At 67.9% G+C, this 16,018-nt stretch carries 18 protein-coding genes and 1 tRNA gene; 8 read left to right on the plus strand and 11 right to left on the minus strand.

Annotation, left to right across the window (positions count from 1 at the left end; genetic code table 11):
• Positions 1-2,652: a DEAD/DEAH box helicase family protein gene (locus C6I20_RS13485; protein ID WP_118396688.1), complete on the plus strand. Its 2,652-nt coding sequence runs from the start codon at positions 1-3 to the stop codon at positions 2,650-2,652.
• A gap of 25 nt (positions 2,653-2,677) precedes the next feature.
• Here C6I20_RS13485 and C6I20_RS17860 read toward each other — a convergent pair whose 3' ends face one another.
• The 5 genes from C6I20_RS17860 to C6I20_RS13505 form a co-directional block, all read right to left on the minus strand.
• Entirely contained in the window at positions 2,678-2,878 is a 201-nt protein-coding gene (locus tag C6I20_RS17860; protein ID WP_371682685.1) for a pyridoxamine 5'-phosphate oxidase family protein, read from the minus strand.
• A gap of 4 nt (positions 2,879-2,882) precedes the next feature.
• Entirely contained in the window at positions 2,883-3,008 is a 126-nt protein-coding gene (locus tag C6I20_RS17720; protein WP_256372157.1) for a hypothetical protein, read from the minus strand.
• A gap of 44 nt (positions 3,009-3,052) precedes the next feature.
• On the minus strand, positions 3,053-3,895 hold the full coding sequence (locus C6I20_RS13495; RefSeq protein WP_118396692.1) for an exonuclease domain-containing protein: 843 nt from the start codon (positions 3,893-3,895) through the stop codon (positions 3,053-3,055).
• Positions 3,892-4,143 (minus strand): aldehyde dehydrogenase family protein, encoded by a 252-nt coding sequence (locus tag C6I20_RS17425; RefSeq protein WP_254052143.1) that lies wholly within the window; start codon positions 4,141-4,143, stop codon positions 3,892-3,894. Before C6I20_RS17425 ends, C6I20_RS13495 begins: the two co-directional genes overlap by 4 nt.
• Positions 4,144-4,245: 102 nt before the next feature.
• Positions 4,246-4,866 carry a hypothetical protein gene (locus C6I20_RS13505; protein ID WP_118396694.1) on the minus strand — a complete coding sequence of 207 codons (621 nt, stop codon included), beginning with the start codon at positions 4,864-4,866 and terminating at the stop codon, positions 4,246-4,248.
• A gap of 102 nt (positions 4,867-4,968) precedes the next feature.
• Here C6I20_RS13505 and C6I20_RS13510 point away from each other — a divergent pair, with 102 nt between their 5' ends.
• Positions 4,969-5,754 (plus strand): exodeoxyribonuclease III, encoded by a 786-nt coding sequence (locus tag C6I20_RS13510; RefSeq protein WP_118396696.1) that lies wholly within the window; start codon positions 4,969-4,971, stop codon positions 5,752-5,754.
• A 15-nt stretch (positions 5,755-5,769) separates the two neighbouring features.
• Here the strand turns inward: C6I20_RS13510 and wecB are convergent, their stop codons facing one another.
• Positions 5,770-6,864 carry a non-hydrolyzing UDP-N-acetylglucosamine 2-epimerase gene (wecB, locus tag C6I20_RS13515; protein WP_174232953.1) on the minus strand — a complete coding sequence of 365 codons (1,095 nt, stop codon included), beginning with the start codon at positions 6,862-6,864 and terminating at the stop codon, positions 5,770-5,772.
• Positions 6,865-7,015: 151 nt separating this feature from the next.
• Between wecB and C6I20_RS13520 the strand changes: the two genes are divergently transcribed.
• Positions 7,016-8,263, plus strand: a complete 1,248-nt coding sequence (locus C6I20_RS13520) for a nucleotide sugar dehydrogenase (protein WP_174232954.1) — start codon at positions 7,016-7,018, stop codon at positions 8,261-8,263.
• A 19-nt stretch (positions 8,264-8,282) separates the two neighbouring features.
• Here the strand turns inward: C6I20_RS13520 and C6I20_RS13525 are convergent, their stop codons facing one another.
• The 5 genes from C6I20_RS13525 to C6I20_RS13545 are packed head-to-tail and all read right to left on the minus strand — an operon-like array spanning position 8,283 to position 12,409.
• On the minus strand, positions 8,283-9,572 hold the full coding sequence (locus C6I20_RS13525; RefSeq protein ID WP_118396702.1) for a cyclopropane-fatty-acyl-phospholipid synthase family protein: 1,290 nt from the start codon (positions 9,570-9,572) through the stop codon (positions 8,283-8,285).
• On the minus strand, positions 9,569-10,927 hold the full coding sequence (locus C6I20_RS13530) for an FAD-binding oxidoreductase (RefSeq protein ID WP_118396704.1): 1,359 nt from the start codon (positions 10,925-10,927) through the stop codon (positions 9,569-9,571). The genes C6I20_RS13525 and C6I20_RS13530 overlap by 4 nt, the downstream gene beginning before the upstream one ends.
• A 48-nt stretch (positions 10,928-10,975) precedes the next feature.
• Positions 10,976-11,401 carry a type II 3-dehydroquinate dehydratase gene (aroQ, locus tag C6I20_RS13535; RefSeq protein ID WP_118396706.1) on the minus strand — a complete coding sequence of 142 codons (426 nt, stop codon included), beginning with the start codon at positions 11,399-11,401 and terminating at the stop codon, positions 10,976-10,978.
• A gap of 5 nt (positions 11,402-11,406) precedes the next feature.
• The gene (locus C6I20_RS13540; RefSeq protein WP_118396708.1) at positions 11,407-12,066 is read right to left on the minus strand and encodes a pirin family protein; all 660 of its coding nucleotides are present in this window, start codon (positions 12,064-12,066) and stop codon (positions 11,407-11,409) included.
• Positions 12,059-12,409 carry a metallopeptidase family protein gene (locus tag C6I20_RS13545; RefSeq protein ID WP_118396710.1) on the minus strand — a complete coding sequence of 117 codons (351 nt, stop codon included), beginning with the start codon at positions 12,407-12,409 and terminating at the stop codon, positions 12,059-12,061. The genes C6I20_RS13540 and C6I20_RS13545 overlap by 8 nt, the downstream gene beginning before the upstream one ends.
• Positions 12,410-12,476: 67 nt before the next feature.
• On the opposite strand from C6I20_RS13545, the gene C6I20_RS13550 reads away from it, so the two are divergent.
• From C6I20_RS13550 to C6I20_RS13570, 5 genes are all read left to right on the plus strand, one after another.
• Positions 12,477-12,552 (plus strand) — tRNA-Glu (locus C6I20_RS13550).
• A 311-nt stretch (positions 12,553-12,863) separates the two neighbouring features.
• On the plus strand, positions 12,864-13,430 hold the full coding sequence (locus C6I20_RS13555) for a hypothetical protein (protein WP_118396712.1): 567 nt from the start codon (positions 12,864-12,866) through the stop codon (positions 13,428-13,430).
• Positions 13,431-13,511: 81 nt separating this feature from the next.
• Positions 13,512-14,261: an ABC transporter permease gene (locus C6I20_RS13560; RefSeq protein ID WP_118396714.1), complete on the plus strand. Its 750-nt coding sequence runs from the start codon at positions 13,512-13,514 to the stop codon at positions 14,259-14,261.
• A 52-nt stretch (positions 14,262-14,313) separates the two neighbouring features.
• Complete coding sequence (locus tag C6I20_RS13565) at positions 14,314-15,561, plus strand: APC family permease (RefSeq protein WP_118396716.1); 1,248 nt, start codon at positions 14,314-14,316, stop codon at positions 15,559-15,561.
• Positions 15,562-15,565: 4 nt separating this feature from the next.
• Positions 15,566-16,009: a GNAT family N-acetyltransferase gene (locus C6I20_RS13570; protein WP_118396718.1), complete on the plus strand. Its 444-nt coding sequence runs from the start codon at positions 15,566-15,568 to the stop codon at positions 16,007-16,009.
• The last annotated feature ends 9 nt before the right edge of the window (positions 16,010-16,018 follow it).

Here is a 16,018-nt window from a genome sequence, read left to right on the forward strand (position 1 = left end):
GTGGCCCTCGCCGACGACTTCGCCAGCACCTCCGCCCCGTTCGCCCTGCGGACGCTGCAGGTGCGCTCACTCGAGGCGGTCCACGCCGCGATGGCTGCAGGACGTCGACGTCTCTGGGTCTCGCTGCCGCCAGGCACCGGCAAGACGCTGCTGGGACTCGAGCTCGTCCGCCGGCTGGGCCATCCCGTCGTCGCGCTGACGCCGAACACGGCGATCCAGGGGCAGTGGGTCCAGACCTGGTCGCAGTTCGAACCCGTCACGGTGCCTGCCGGGACCGACCGAGATCTCTCATCGCCGGTCACCGTGCTGACCTACCAGTCGCTCGCGACCTTTGAGCGCACGGACGACGAGGCTGATGATGCGGAGGACCCACAGCTGGTCGACCGGCTGCACGAGAACGGTCGCCGGCTCATCACCTCCCTGCGGGACGCCGGCCCGATCACGATCGTGCTCGACGAGTGCCACCACCTGCTCGAGGTGTGGGGACGGCTGCTGGCCGAGGTGCTCGCCGACCTTCCCGAGGCCACCGTCATCGGGCTCACCGCGACTCCGCCAACGGTGCTCGACGCCCGTCAGGCTGCTCTCGTCGATGAGTTGTTCGGCGACATCGTCTTCAGCGCCTCGATCCCGGCCGCGGTCCGCGAAGGCCACCTCGCCCCGTTCGCCGAGCTCGCCTGGCTCACGCTGCCGACGGCGGAGGAGTCGGCGTGGTTGCGGGACCAGTCGATGCGGTTCGTCCAGCTGACGACCGATCTGGTGGACACCCGATTCGGCTCGATCCCGATCCTGGTGTGGTTCGATCGACGCTTCCTCGACCTCACGACCCCGTGGACCACGTTCGAGCGCGATGACCCGGACCTGGCTCGAGCCGCACTGCGGCTCGTCCACGCCGAGCTGCTCGCCCTCCCCGACGGTGCACGACTGCGAGAGGAGCATCGGCAGGGCCCGACGGCCGACGACTGGGCAGCGCTGATCGACGACTGGGTCAGGAAGTGCCTCAGCCGCTCGGGTGTTGCCGGGGACGAGGCCGTCATGGAGGCTCTTCGCAAGGCGCTTCCGGGTGTCGGCTATCAGCTGACCCGCACCGGAGTGCGCCGTGGCCGCTCGCCGGTCGATCGGGTGATCGCGCGCAGCGAGAGCAAGATGCGGGCCTGCCAGCAGGTGCTCGAGGCCGAGCACGCCAACCTTGGCGAACGGCTCCGGTCACTTGTCCTGTGCGACCACGAGATGGCCAGCGCAACCACACCGACCGGCCTGCGACCGACGCCGGCACGCTCCGGGTCCGCCCGGCAGACCCTGCGCCACCTCGTGGCGTCGGGCTCGACCCACACCCTGCGTCCGATCCTCGTGACCGGTCGCAATGTCGCCTCCACCCCGAACACCGCCCAACACGTCATCGACCTCGTGCGCATGACCGACCCGGCTCTGGCCGACCGGCTCGTCCTCAACCCGCTCGACGACGCCATCGGTGACGACGGACTCGTCACGATCGATGGGCCGTGGTCGAGCCGAGAGTGGGTCCGCGTCGTCACGCAATTCTTCGAGTCCGGGGGCAGCCAGGTGCTGATCGGTACCCGCGCGCTGCTCGGCGAGGGCTGGGACGCCAAGGGACTCAACAGCCTCGTCGACCTGACCACTGCGACCACGACGAGCGCAGTCGTCCAGACACGTGGGCGCGCACTGCGCCTCGACCCGAGCTGGCCGGGCAAAGTCGCGATCACCTGGTCGATCGCCTGCGTCGCCCCTGACCACCCGCGCGGCGACGGCGACTGGCAGCGACTGGTCCGCAAGCACCAGGGATTCTTCGGCGTCGACGACCTGGGTGAGGTGATCTACGGCATCGCGCACATCGATGCTCGGTTCTCCCCCTTCGCGGCACCCGCCGCCGAGTCGTTCGACGCGATCGACGCCGACATGCTGACCCGGGCCGAGGAGCGCGAGGTCGTCCGTGAGCGGTGGGCGGTCGGCACGCCGTATGACGACGCCCTCGTCCACACCCTCCGTGTGCGGCCGAGTCGCCCGTCGACCCGTCCATCCGAGACCGTCGATGGTCACATCGCGATGACGCCCCCTGCGTACGTACCCGGCCAGCACGGCCCGGTGTCCACACGGCCGCACGTCTCCCCGCGACTCTCGCCATGGAAGTCGACCCGCGCCGCCGCCGCGGACCCGGGCACGATGGCGTACGCCTGCGCAGTGGCCGACGCGATGCTCGCCGCCGGCATGTCGCCGTTCGGAGCGGACCACGTCGAGGCGACCATCGATCCGGGCGGGGAGTACCGACTGCGGCTCGACGGGGTCGACGAGCCGACGTCGCAGGTCTTCGTCGAGTCGCTCGACGAGCTGCTGGGTCCGGTCCGTTCGCCGCGCTACCTCGTCACTCGCCACCTCTACGGCAAACCCGGGTGGATCGACGGGTGGCGAACCCTGCTCGGTCGGCTGCGTCCGGACGCGCACGTATGGCACGCCGTGCCGACCGTGTTCGGCACCCATGGCAGACTCGTGCGCCACTTCGACCGCGCCTGGTCACGCTGGATCACGGACTCGTCTGCGGTCTACGCCCACAGCCCCGAAGGCGTCGCGGCGCTGTCGGTCAGTGCCGGCACTGCGCCGCTCGAGCTCGTGACGGTCATGCGGTCCGCCTGGTCGTGAGGTGACTCGAGACCAACGACGCGCCTCAGAGGTCAGTGACGACTGCCGAGTCTCCGCCGTCGTACGGCTGACCCGTGATTTTGGACTTGGCCAGGTTGAACAGGCTGGTAACGCCCCCGCCCGGACTGTCCCAGTACTGCGCGGTCTCGGCGGCGACATGAATCAGGATCGCGTTGGGATCCTCGGGGCCTTCAGGCAGCCAGGCCTCGGCGAACGTGCTCCACAGCTCCTTAAGCGTCGGCGAACCCCTTGCTGAACTCTCCGGCCGCGATGCCCTTCGGCGCCCCGTCCTGGTAGGCCGAGACGCGATCGACGACGGCCTGGATTGCTTCGGTGTGTGCACTCTGATCAGTCATGCCACCGGAGTACCCCAGCGGCGGCGCCCCACACCCGAGAGGACTCAGGCGATGCGCTCGGCGGCGCCGTCGACCTGGACCAACGGCCAGCCGGCCGGATCGTCGAGCGAGCGACCGACCCGGCGGGCGTAATGGTTCCAGTCCTCGGCGCGTCCGGCGTACCAGACGACCTGACGGATCATGAGGTTCTCGAGCTCGCCGGCGGCGACGCTCGGGTGGCGGAAGCCGATCTCGTAGGCGATGTTGCGGGCCGCCCTGGCATCGGCGGTCGCGTCGTGCGCATTGTCGAGCAGCACGTCGTAGTAGGCCGCGACGTCGGTGAGTCGGCGGGGGCCGAGGCCACCGCGCTCGATGCCCCAGTCAATGACGTACGGATCGACCACCAGCAGGCGGTCCCAGTCGGGCTGCGGCAGTCCCCAGCGGCTCGCCTCCGCGCGCAGCATCGTGAGGTCGTAGGCCGCGTTGAACACGACCAGGCCGACGCCACGCTCGATCAGGTCCTGGACCCAGGCGATGACCTCGGCGAGCGCGTCGGCGGGAACCGGCGCGCCGACGAGCGCCTCATCAGTGAGCCCGTGGACCTTGGCGGACTCGGCCGGAATCGGGACGCCGGGGTTGATCAGGCCGGAGAACTCGTGCCCGCGGTCGTCCAGCAAGGCGTAGCTCAGGACCCGATCGCTCAGCGGATCGACCCCGGTCGTCTCGAAGTCGAGCGACGCGAGTGCGGTGTGGTGCCAGCCGGGATGGTCGCCCCGCGGCGGCGGGGTCGGCGAGCAGGTCAGGCAGATCGTGCGCCAGTTGCCGGGGATGCCGATCAGCTGCCCGGCCGCGATCCCCACCGCGGTGTCGCACTCTGAGCACATGCCGGCGTACTTGTTGGCTCTCACTGTGGTGCACCTTCGTTCCCGACGTCGTGGTCATCACCGTACGGTCCGCCACCGACAAGACAGGTCGCGACACGAGGGAAGGTCGCCGTCCGCTGCCGCGCTCCGTCCACATCACCGGGGGACCCGCTGACAACCGAGCCCCTGCCCGGGATCACAGTGAACACGCCCTCGGGCAATCCGGCCTCCAGACCCAGCTCGCCAAGCCGGATCGCGGTCAGGGGCGTCAGCGCGGCGGGCTTCAGATTCACCGAGGTTCCAATACGGAAATCGTGGGTCAGTCCACCTCGGCCCACACAGATCCGTCGCTGGTCGACAAATTGGGGACAAATTGTCTCACCGCGGGTCGATAGTCAGTCGTCGCCGGACTGCTCCTCGTCCTGACGTGCCCGCTTGAGCTCATCGCGCTCTCCCTTGAGCTTCTTGACCTCGACCTTGCTGTGCTTCATCCGCATGCTCGTGACAGTGATGACCAGGGCGAGAAGCGCCCCCACGATCACCCCGCCCAACGTGCCGGCACGGAACCCAGGCGCCTCGACGTCAAAGATCCGCTCACCCGCGTGCGCGGCCTTGCTGTTGCCGGCAACGACCGACAACGTCAGCCAGTTGGGCGCCGCCAGCGCAACCGCGACGACCGCGACGATGATGCGCCAGGTCCAGCTGAAGAACCGCCGGCGAATCTGGAACAACAGGAGCAGCGGCACGAAGGTGAACGTGAATCCGTAGAACAGCCCCCACAGGGCACCACGTGTGACGCCGCCGTTGACCTGGTCACCGATGCGGTGGGCCCACCACCGGGGGAAGAACGCCGAGGAGATTCGGAAGCCGATGTACAGAGCGGCAATGAGTGCGATGCCCAGGACGATGCGGGTGACCCAACGGCTGGGTGCGACATTGGGCTGGTCCGCGACGGTGCGATCCATCGCGTCGTCCTCGTGCGGCTCGTTGGTCGCTGCAGACTCGTCTTGGTTCATGGGCTCATCATGGCACCGCAGAAGACACCTGCCGCGTTTTGCCGCCCCCGCACGCGGGTTGGCGGTCGATCACGACGCTGACGCACGCGATAGGTTCGTCGCGTGCGTATAGCGACCTGGAACGTCAACTCCATCCGTAGCCGCATCGACCGCGTGACGGGGTGGCTCGAGCGCAATGACGTCGACGTGCTGGCCATCCAGGAGACCAAGTGCCGCGAGGACCAGTTCCCCGGCCTCGAGCTCTCCGCGATGGGCTACGAGTACGCCCACTTCGGGCTGAGCCAGTGGAATGGTGTCGCCCTGATCTCGCGGGTCGGCCTCGAGGACGTCGCCACGAGGTTCGCCGAGGACCAGCCGATGTTCGGCGATCCCGAGGTCGTCGAGGCCCGCTCGATCGGCGCGACGTGCGGCGGTGTCCGGGTCTGGAGCCTGTACGTGCCGAACGGGCGCGAGCTCGACAACCCTCACTACACCTACAAGCTGGCATGGCTCGAGCGGCTGCGTCAGTCGGCGGCTGAGTGGCTCGCCGAGAACCCGACCGGACAGATCGCGCTGACCGGCGACTGGAACGTCGCGCCTCAGGACGAGGACGTGTGGGACACGTCCGTCTTCGAGGGCAAGACCCACGTGTCAGCACCCGAGCGGGCTGCGTTCCAGGGCATGCTCGACGCGGGATTCACCGACGTCGTCCGTCCGTTCACCCCCGGCGAGTTCACGTACTGGGACTACCAGCAGCTCGCATTCCCGAAGAAGCGTGGGCTGCGGATCGACTTCGTCCTCGCCTCCGAGGCGCTCGCGGCGAGAGTCGACAACGCCTGGATCGACCGCGAGGAGCGCAAGGGCAAGGGCGCCAGCGACCACGCACCGGTCGTCATCGACATCACCTGATCGGCCCCGGCCGACCTACCGCGCCAGGAATCTGACGATCACGGCGGCGATACGTTCCCCGGCGTGACCGTCCCACAGCGGCGGCGTCACGCCATCGGAGGTGCGCGTCCCGTCGATGATCGACTCGAGCCGGTCCGCCAGGTCGTGCTGGGTCACCAGCTGGTTGGTGCCGTGGGTGATCGTCACGGGTCGCTCGGTGTTGGGGCGCAGGGTCAGGCACGGCACCGCCAGCATCGTGGTCTCCTCCTGCACGCCACCGGAGTCCGTGATGACCGCGAGGCTGCCACGGACCAGGCCGATGAACTCGACGTAGCCGAGTGGATCGATGACCTGGATCGCCGGGTGATCCATGAGGCCCGCGGACTGGAAGCTCTTCCTGCCTCGCGGGTGCAGCGGAATGACGACGGGCGTCCGGTCGGCGACTCCGTGCAGCGCCTTGACGATGGACCCGGCCTGGGCCGGATCGTCGACGTTGGCCGGCCGGTGCAGCGTCGCCACGACGTACGGCCCCTCGAGCCCGAGCTGGGCCCGGGCCGCGTCGGCGTCGAACGCGTCGAGATTGGCCAGCAGCGTGTCGATCATCGGGTTGCCGACGAAGTGGATCTTGTCCGCCGCGACGCCCTCGGAACCCAGGTGCACGTTGGCGTCGGGGCTCGTCGTGAACAGCAGATCCGCGAGGCTGTCGGTCACGATCCGATTGACCTCCTCGGGCATGGTTCGGTCAAAACTGCGCAAACCTGCCTCGACGTGGGCGACCGGGATCTGCAGCTTCGCGGCGACCAGCGATGCCGCGACGGTCGAGTTGACGTCGCCATAGACCACGACGAGGTCGGGACGTTCGGCGACGAACATGTCCTCGAGCTCGGTCATGACTTTGGCCGTCTGGTGCGCGTGGGAGCCGGAGCCCACACCGAGATTGACGTCGGGCTCGGGCAGGCCCAGCTGTTGGAAGAACACCTCGGACATCACCGGGTCGTAGTGCTGCCCGGTGTGCACGAGCACCTGCCGGACGCCGAGCCCATCGAGCGCCCGGATGACCGGGGCTGCCTTCGGGAAGTTGGGTCGAGCACCCGTCACATGGAGGACATGGGGCGCAGGCGACTGGCTCATGGGCATCTCTCCGACGGGGTTCGAGGTCTGTCCGAGAGGTTAGCGGGAACCCGCAATTGATTCGTAAAATTCCGCGGGCTCGCAGGCTTCCGGGTTAGTTTCGCGGCACGTCTACACCTCACAGGTGAAGGGATCTACAGTGTCCATCGACATGGCAATCATCGGCCTCGGCTACGTCGGCCTGCCGCTTGCCCAACAGGCTGCCAGGTCTGGCCTCAGCGTGATCGGCTTTGACCTGAATGGCCCGATGGTCGAGTCGCTCAACGGCGGCACGAGCCACATCGACGACCTGACCGATGCCGACATCGCCGAGATGCTGTCGCTCGGGTTCGCTGCGACGACCGACGAGGCTGCGCTGGCCGAGGCTGATGCAGTCGTGATCTGTGTGCCGACCCCGCTGTCGGTCGACGGCGCGCCGGACCTCGGCGCGGTGATCGCAGCGACGTTCACGGTTTCTCATCAGCTCCGCAAGAATCACCTGATCGTGCTCGAGTCGACGACCTATCCCGGCACGACCGACGAGATCGTGCGCCCGATCCTCGAGGCGACCGGGCTGGTTGCCGGCATCGACTTCCACCTGGCCTTCAGCCCCGAGCGCATCGACCCCGGCAACCCCACATACGGCGTCGCGAACACCCCCAAGGTCGTCGGCGGACACACGCCCGCCTCGACCAAGGTCGCCACCGCGTTCTACAGCCGGTTCATCGATACCGTGGTGCCGTCCAAGGGCACCCGAGAGGCCGAGACGACCAAGCTGCTGGAGAACACCTATCGCCACATCAACATCGCGCTGGTCAACGAGATGGCGCAGTTCTGTCACGAGATGGACATCGACCTGTGGGAGGTCATCCGCAACGCGGCAACCAAGCCCTTCGGCTTCCAGGCGTTCTATCCCGGGCCCGGTGTCGGCGGCCACTGCATCCCGATCGACCCGAACTACCTGTCATACAAGGTCCGCGCGACACTCGGTCGACCGTTCCAGTTCGTCGAGCTCGCCCAGACCATCAACCGGCAGATGCCGTCGTACGTCGTCGAGAGGGTCACCGAGCTGCTCAACAACGATGGCAAGGCCATGCGCGGATCCACGATCCTTCTGCTCGGCGTGACCTACAAGCCCAACATCGCAGATCAGCGCGAGTCACCTGCAACCCCCCTGGCCCACCTGCTCGACGACCGGGGCGCCAACCTGGTCTTCCACGACCCCTACGTCGAGACCTGGACTCCCGGTGGCGTGAGCGTCAAGCGGGTGGCCGACCTGGTGGAAGCACTGCGTACGGCCGATGTCTCGGTGCTGCTGCAGAACCACAGCGAATACGACCTGAAGGCGATCGCGGCGGAGGCCACATGCCTGTTCGACACCAAGGGCGCGACGGACAACCCAGCCGTAGCTCGCCTCTGACCCCCGCTGGGCGACTCGGTCAGCTGAGCCAGTCCGGACGCAACGGCCAGCTGGCGTCGCCGTGCCGGCCGGGCTTGACCGCCAGCACGTGGTGCAGCTCGATCTCGTTGCGCTCGAAGGCCAGGCGCGAGCCGGCCATGTATATGCCCCACACCTTCGCGCGGCCGATGCTCACCTCGCCGAGCGCCTCGTCCCAGTGCTTCTCGAGGTTGTCGGACCAGCCCTGGAGCGTCATGGCGTAGTGCTCACGCAAGTTCTCGACGTGGCGGACCTCGAGTCCGTTGTCCTGGATCGCAGTCGTGATACGACCAACCCCGGTGAGCTCCCCGTCGGGGAACACGTAGCGATCGATGAAAGCACCGGTCGAGAGCGCCTTGTTGTCGGGGCGGGTGATGCAGTGGTTGAGCAGCCGGCCACCGGCCTTGAGGTGATCCCGGATGAAGCTGAAGTAGGACGCATAGTTGCGGACGCCGATGTGCTCGGTCAGCCCGATCGAGCTGATCGCGTCGAACTCGGTCTCGGTCACGTCGCGGTAGTCCATGAACCGCACCTCGGCGAGATCGTCCAGGCCCTGCCGCTTGATCTCGTCCTGCGCCCACGTGGCCTGCTCGCGAGAAAGCGTCACGCCGATGACATGGACCCCATAGTGCTTCGCGGCGTGACGGACCATGCCGCCCCAGCCGCAGCCGATGTCCAACAGCCGCTGACCGGGTTTGAGATCGAGTTTGCGGGCGATCAGGTCGTACTTCTCGAACTGCGCCTCCTCCAGCGTCGCCTCCAACGTGGGGTAGACCGCGCAGGTGTAGGTCATCGACGGGCCGAGCACGAGCTCGTAGAACCGGTTGGAGACGTCGTAGTGGTGATGGATCGCCTCGGCGTCGCGCTTCTTGTTGTGTCGCAACCCCTCCATCGCACGCCGCCACTTGGGCAGGTGCTCCTCCGGTGGGGGCGGCGGGGGCTTGAGGTTGCCGAAGCCCAGGCTGCGTACGATCTGGATCATCTCAGCCGCTGACGGCACCTTGAACCGCAGCTGACTCATGATCGAGACCATCGCGTCATAGGGGTTGCCGGGGTGGACGCCCTCGAGCTCGAGGTCGCCCGAGACGTACGCGCGCGCGAAGCCCAGGTCGCCTGGGGCCGTCATCAGGTAGGACAGGCCTCGCTCGTTGAGCAGGTTCATCGTGAAGGGCGCGTCCTCGGGTCCGGCGACGCTGCCGTCGAAGGCCTCGAACCGGAACGGCAACCCATCCTTCATGAGCCGTCCGAGCGCATCTGCGATCGTCAGCCGTACTCCCACGTCAGTGGTCATGAGTTCCTCACCGCTTTCTCGTACAGGGTGCTGAGTCTGCCTTCTGGGTCATAACGCCGACGGACGGCGGCCAGCACCTCGCCGCCATACATCTGGTCGAAAGTCTTCTGGTCGTAGAAGGCCTCGGAGTACAAAGACTTGTGGCCACCCAGGTCGTGAACGAAATCCTCGATCCGACGGTTGACGGCACCCGTGGGCGATCCGGCCGGAACCTCGACGGTGCCCCAGAAGCCCACGTTGACGTACGTCTCGCCGGTCGCGAGTGGGTAGACCGGCCACGCACGCGTCGTCCGGAGTGGGCACAGCCACACCGGTCGCATGCCGACCTCGGCATCGAACCACTCGAGGAACTCCGGCAGCCGGCCGATCGGGACCTCGACGTCCTGGATCACCCGTTCGCGCCCGGGCACCTTCTTGATGCGATCGAGCAGGCGGCTGAGGCCGATCTTCTCGTCGAGGCCCACGAGCCGGTGATAGACGTCGCTGCGCCGCAGGCGTCGCGGCCAGATGCGTCGGACCCAGCGGTTCTGCGCCCCGAATGCGCCCGAGCACCAGAACCAGTCGGTGTCCCAGCGCCACAGATAGTCATGCATTGTCAGTGCGTCGGTCTCGCGCTCGGCGATGGATCGGTAGAAGATCTGCTGGCCCGTAAAGTCGCTGACCGGCTGCTCGACGTCAGTGAACCGCGCCAGGGTCAGGTAGATCCCGTCGGGGCTGAACGCCGTGCCGTCGAGGCCGTCGACCCGTTCGCCGCGCCACTCGCCGGTCTCCGCAATGAGCTTGATCGCCCTGACCGCAGCAGCGGCGTCGACGACCTGGACGTGGCGGAGCGCGACGAAGTCCGGGACCTTCTCGAGCCTGATCCTGAGCCGGGTGGCATAGCCGAGGCTGCCGTACGAGTTGGGGAACGCATCGAACAGATCGGCGTGCTCGCCGTCCGGCGTCGCCGTGACGATCTCGCCGGACCCGGTGAGGATGTCCATCTCCAGCACCGACTCGTGCGGCAGGCCGTTACGGAATGAGGTCGACTCGATGCCCAGACCCGTGACCGCGCCGCCCAGCGTGATGGTGCGCAGCTGCGGAACGACGTAGGGGATGAGGCCATGGGACAGGGTCTCATCGACGAGCCGCTCGTACGTGCACATGCCCTGCACGTCGGCGGTTCGTGCCTCGATGTCGATCGCGATGACGCCGTCGAGACCGCTGACATCCAGGCCCGGCGAGTCGCTGCTCTGCCGGGGACGGAACAGGTTGGACGTCTTCTTCGCCAGACGGATGCGATCGCTCGGCGCTATCCGTCGGTACGACTCCAGCAACCGGTCGACGGCGTCCTTGTGCGTGTGCCAACCCTTCACGTGCTTCAGGCTAGACCCGGCGCGGGACGTCGCGCCTTGCAGGTGGCGCTATTTGCTGGCGAGGAACCGTAGTGCCGCGGCATATCCCTCGATGCCCATGCCGACGATCACGGCGGCGGCGATGTCGCTGAGGTAGGACGTGTGCCGGAAGGCTTCGCGCGCGTGCACGTTGCTGAGGTGGACCTCGATCAGGGGGGCCGTGAGCTGGCTCGCGGCATCGCGGACCGCGACCGAGGTGTGGGTCCACGCGCCAGCGTTGAGGACCACCGGCGATCCCGCGTCGGCCGCCTCGTGGAGCCAGCCGATCATCTCGGCCTCGGCATCGGTCTGGCGAACGTCGATCGCCAGATTCAGCTCGGCGCCGATCTCCTCGCAGCGGGCAATCAGATCTGCATACGTCGCCTTGCCATAGACCTCGGGCTCGCGCACGCCGAGACGGCCCAGGTTGGGGCCGTTGAGGACGAGGACCGTCATCGAAGTCACCTCTGCAGTTGCCAGATCAGCGCGATCGCGGCGCTGGACGCCCTCAGATCGTACTCACCCCGGTCGGTGAGTCGTGCCTCATCGCCCGCGGCCAGCACGGTGTCGCCCAACGTCAGGGAGCCGGAGATCACGTGCACCAGGCTTCGCGAGGTCGCGGGGACGTGCACCGACTCCTCGGCGTCGAGGCGAGCGACGAAAAGCTCGGCCGGCGCGTGGACCTTGACGGTCGGAGTCAGGACCCCGCACTGCGGGTCGACCTCGACCTGGGCGTATTCGGGCTCGGCGTCGTGGTCGGACGCCAGCATCATCTGGATGAAGACCACAGGCTGGTCGAACGAGGCGTTCTGCTCGGAGTGCTGGACTCCCGTGCCGGCGCTGAGCCGCTGGGCCGCGCCCGGGAGGATCACGCCCCCGTGGCCGGTGCCGTCCTCGTGCTGCAGCGCACCCTCGACGATCCACGTGACGATCTCGACGTCGGCGTGGTGGTGCAGGTCGTAGCCACGCCCCGCCTCGATGCGCTCGGTGTTGATCGCGACGATCGGCCCGAAGCCCACGTTGTCGGCGTCGTAGTGCGCGCCGTAGGAAAAGCTGTGCCACGTGTCGACGCCGTCGGCCTCGGTGCGGAACCTGTCGGCCGCGCGGCGGATCTCAGGCATAGCCCAACTCGTGCAGCCGGTCGTCCTCGATGCCGAAGTGGTGGGCGATCTCGTGCACGACCGTGATGCCGACCTCTTCGACGACGTCCTGCTCGGTGTCGCAGATCTCCAGCGTCGGATTGCGGCACACGACGATGCGATCCGGCATCGCCCCTCCGTACGAGCTGTCCCGCTCGGTCAGCGGTATCCCGTCGTAGAAGCCCAGCAGCGTGGGGTCGTCCACCGGCGCATCGTCCTCGATGAACAGCACGACGTTGTCCAGCAACGCGGCAAGCTCAGGGGGCACGGCAGCGAACGCAGCCTCCACGAGCTCGGCGAACCGATCCTCGCTGATCTCGACCATGAACCCATCTTGCCCCCCGCGGTTTGGGGACCGTCCGGCTCACCCACTATGCTGAACGGGTTTTCCGGCCCCCATCGTCTAGCGGCCTAGGACGCCGCCCTTTCACGGCGGTAGCACGGGTTCGAATCCCGTTGGGGGTACCACCGACAATCGGCCTGACCAGCAGAGATGCTGCGCAGCAAGCCTCTCTCGTTCCTCCGCACCTCATGCTCGGGCGAGACTGGGGCAGCAGCAGCGGACGCGGGGCCCGCCGCGGCCGCCGCCCAGCGGCCACGGGTGCGAGCCAAATCCATGGCGCCGGCAACCTCGTGGAGACAGTTTTCCAACAGTTGCCCCGCGGGGTCTAGGCACCCGGTTGACGGGTGGACGACACGTACGAGAAGCCAGGCGACTCCCGCCCGGAGCTCGAGGAGCTCGTCGCGGGCCGACGCATGATCACCGGAGAGGGCCCAACGTGGACGCGAGCAACGAGTCACCCTCCACCAAACCATCGGTGCCGGGCAACCGGACCGTCGCGGCGGGAATCATCCTGCTCGTCGCGGCGGTCTTCGTCAGCAGGATCACTCAGTGGTGGTGGGCGCGCGTGTTCGACGGGGCCATCCACGCACTGGGCGACACACCTCGCGCGGCCGCCCTCGTGGGCTGGGGGTCGATCTTCCCTGTCTTCGGCTATGCCCTCATGCTGATGATCACCAAGGAGCGACGCACGGGAATCTTCTTCTGGACGTGGCCGTTCCTGTGGGTCGCAGTCTTTCCGCTCATGACGCTGCAGCCCTCGCGCCCGCGAAGAGCCGAATCGGTGCGGGACGACTACTGGTACCTCGGGTCGTTCTTCGACACCCACTTCTTCGCCATCTACATCGGCATCGTCCTCGTCGGTGTCTTCGTCGGAGGTGCGTGGCTGAGGTCCAAGCTCGACCCGACTTGGGAGAAGCCCCACCCAGTACTGGACCGGCTACCGGTGGTCACCCTTGCCGCGATGCTCACCGGCTCTCTGGTGTGGGCAGTCGTAGGTTTTTAGCCGGATGGAGGACGGACGGACCGTTCGCTCGGGTAGAGCGACCCGCCCGCGGGGTGCCGCGGGCCGGTCTACGCTCCACCCATGCCTCCACACGAGCCGCTGGGTCCCACGGCACTCGGCGTCGGTCTGCTGGTCGCCCTGACGATCGCGGTCCTGTGGAGCGCACGGACACCCCACCCGTTCGCCCCGTCGTGGGCGATCGCGCGCGGCGCGGTCCAGCTGGCGGTGATCAGCCTGGTGCTCGGCAAGGTCATCGCCAGCCCGCTGTGGGTCACGGTCGCACTCGTCGTGATGTTCTCGGTGGCTGCCAGCACAGCCACCCGAAGGATCGGCTGGAGCTGGCGGCACCTGGCTCTCTTGGGCGGAGCGATGGCGGCCGGGATCGGCGTGACCCTGGCGATCGTGTTCCTGACCGACGCGCTGAACCCGTCGCCTCGCTACGCGCTCGCGATCGGCGGCATCGTGATCGGTAACGCGATGTCGATCGCGACGCTGGCCGGGCGCCGACTGCACGAGGCGATCGACGAGCACTGGGACGAGGTCGAGGGCTGGCTCGCACTGGGAGCCACCCCGGCACAGTCGACCATGATGTTCGCCCGTTCCGCGGTGTACTCGGCCTTGATCCCTTCGACCGACCAGACCAAGACGACCGGACTCGTCACGCTCCCCGGCGCGTTCGTGGGTGCGATCTTCGGCGGTGTTTCTCCGTTCGAGGCGGGCAGGTTCCAGATCGTGGTGCTGGCGTCGGTCATGGCAGCGGGATCCATCACGGCGGTCGTGGTCGTCAGGGCGTTGGCACCGGTACGCGTACGTCCCGAGCCACTGGGGTGAGAGCGGGCCGTCCGGCGCCTTGATAGATTCCGCACGTGCCAGGTGCAAGAGCGTGAGCTCCGGCCCGGCACTGCCGCGTCGGCTCGGGACCGTCGATGCGGTCGTCATCGGCCTGGGCTCGATGATCGGGGCCGGGATCTTCGCCTCATTCGCCCCCGCCGCTGCGGCGGCCGGCGCGGGGCTGCTGATCGGGCTCGCGATCGCGGCCCTGGTCGCACTCTGCAATGCGACGGCGTCGGCCCAGCTGGCGGCCCAGTACCCGACGTCGGGCGGCACGTACGTCTACGGACGCGAACGGCTCGGCGACTGGGCCGGCTTCCTGGCCGGCTGGAGCTTCGTGATCGGCAAGACCGCGAGCTGTGCGGCCATGGCCCTGACGTTCGCGGCATACGCGGTTCCCGGTGACGGCGAGAGATTCGTCGCCGTGGCGGCCGTCGCGGCCCTCACCGCGGTCAACTACTTCGGCGTGACCCGCACCGCGACACTGGCCCGCGTCATCGTCGCCTTCGTGCTGGTGGTCCTTGCCATGGTCGTGGTCGGTGGCAGGGCAGCCGGCACCCCACAGGGTCACGACCTGACCACCGGCCTGTTCGCCGAGGGCTGGTACGGGATCCTGCAGTCGGCCGGCCTGCTGTTCTTCGCGTTTGCCGGATACGCCCGCATCGCGACGATGGGCGAGGAGGTCAAGCATCCCCGCCGCACGATCCCGCTGGCGATCATCGCCGCACTGGGGATCGTCCTGGTGGTCTACACGCTCGTCGCCACCACCGTGCTCCGCTCGATCGGTCCCGGCGAGCTCGCGACGTCCACCGCACCGCTCGCGGATGTCGTCGGCGCCGCGGGGTGGAGCTGGGCCGCGCCAGTTGTCCGCGCCGGCGCCGCCGCGGCATCGTTGGGCGCACTGCTCGCGCTGATCGCCGGCGTCGGGCGCACCAGCCTGGCCATGGCCCGCAACCGGGACCTGCCGCTGTGGCTCGCAGGCGTCCACCCTCGGTACCGGGTCCCCCATCACGCAGAGCTCACGCTCGCGGTGGTCGTGAGCGCACTGGTGCTGACGATCGACCTCAGGGGTGCGATCGGTTTTTCGTCGTTCGGCGTGCTGCTGTACTACCTGGTCGCCAACGCCTCGGCCTACACCCAGGCGGGTCGGGATCGGCGCTATCCTCGGACACTCCAGGTTCTGGGGGCCGGAGGCTGCCTTGTGCTCGTCGCGACGCTTCCGCCCACCTCGATCCTCACGGGTCTGGGCGTGCTCGCCCTGGGTGTGGCATACCGGCTCGCGGCTCGCATGGGACGCTGATCCGATGAAGGTCATCCGAGCTCAGCTCGCCGAAGTCTCCGAAGCCGCTCCGCTGTTCGCGGCCTACCGGGAGTTCTACGGCGAGCCCTACGACCTGGAGGCCTCGGCCAGCTTTCTAGCTCGTCGCCTGGCGCGCGACGAGTCGATCGTGCTGATCGTGCGCGACGGCGATCGAGCCGTCGGATTCAGCCAGATCTATCCGGCGTTCTCGTCAACCAGGCTCGCACCGATCTGGATCCTCAACGACCTGTACGTCCTGGAGGACGCTCGCGGCGCCGGCGCGGTCGATGCACTCCTCCACACTGCCGCGACGCTCGCGGTCGACGCGGGCGCCGTCTCGATCGAGCTCGCCACGGCGCACGCCAACCTGCGCGCGCAAGCGGTGTACGACCGCAGCGGCTACCAGGCAGACGAGGTGTTCAGGCACTACGAGAAGCAGCTGCCGTAACCGGGCTCA

The sequence above is a fragment of the Aeromicrobium sp. A1-2 genome, from assembly GCF_003443875.1.
GTDB lineage: Bacteria > Actinomycetota > Actinomycetes > Propionibacteriales > Nocardioidaceae > Aeromicrobium.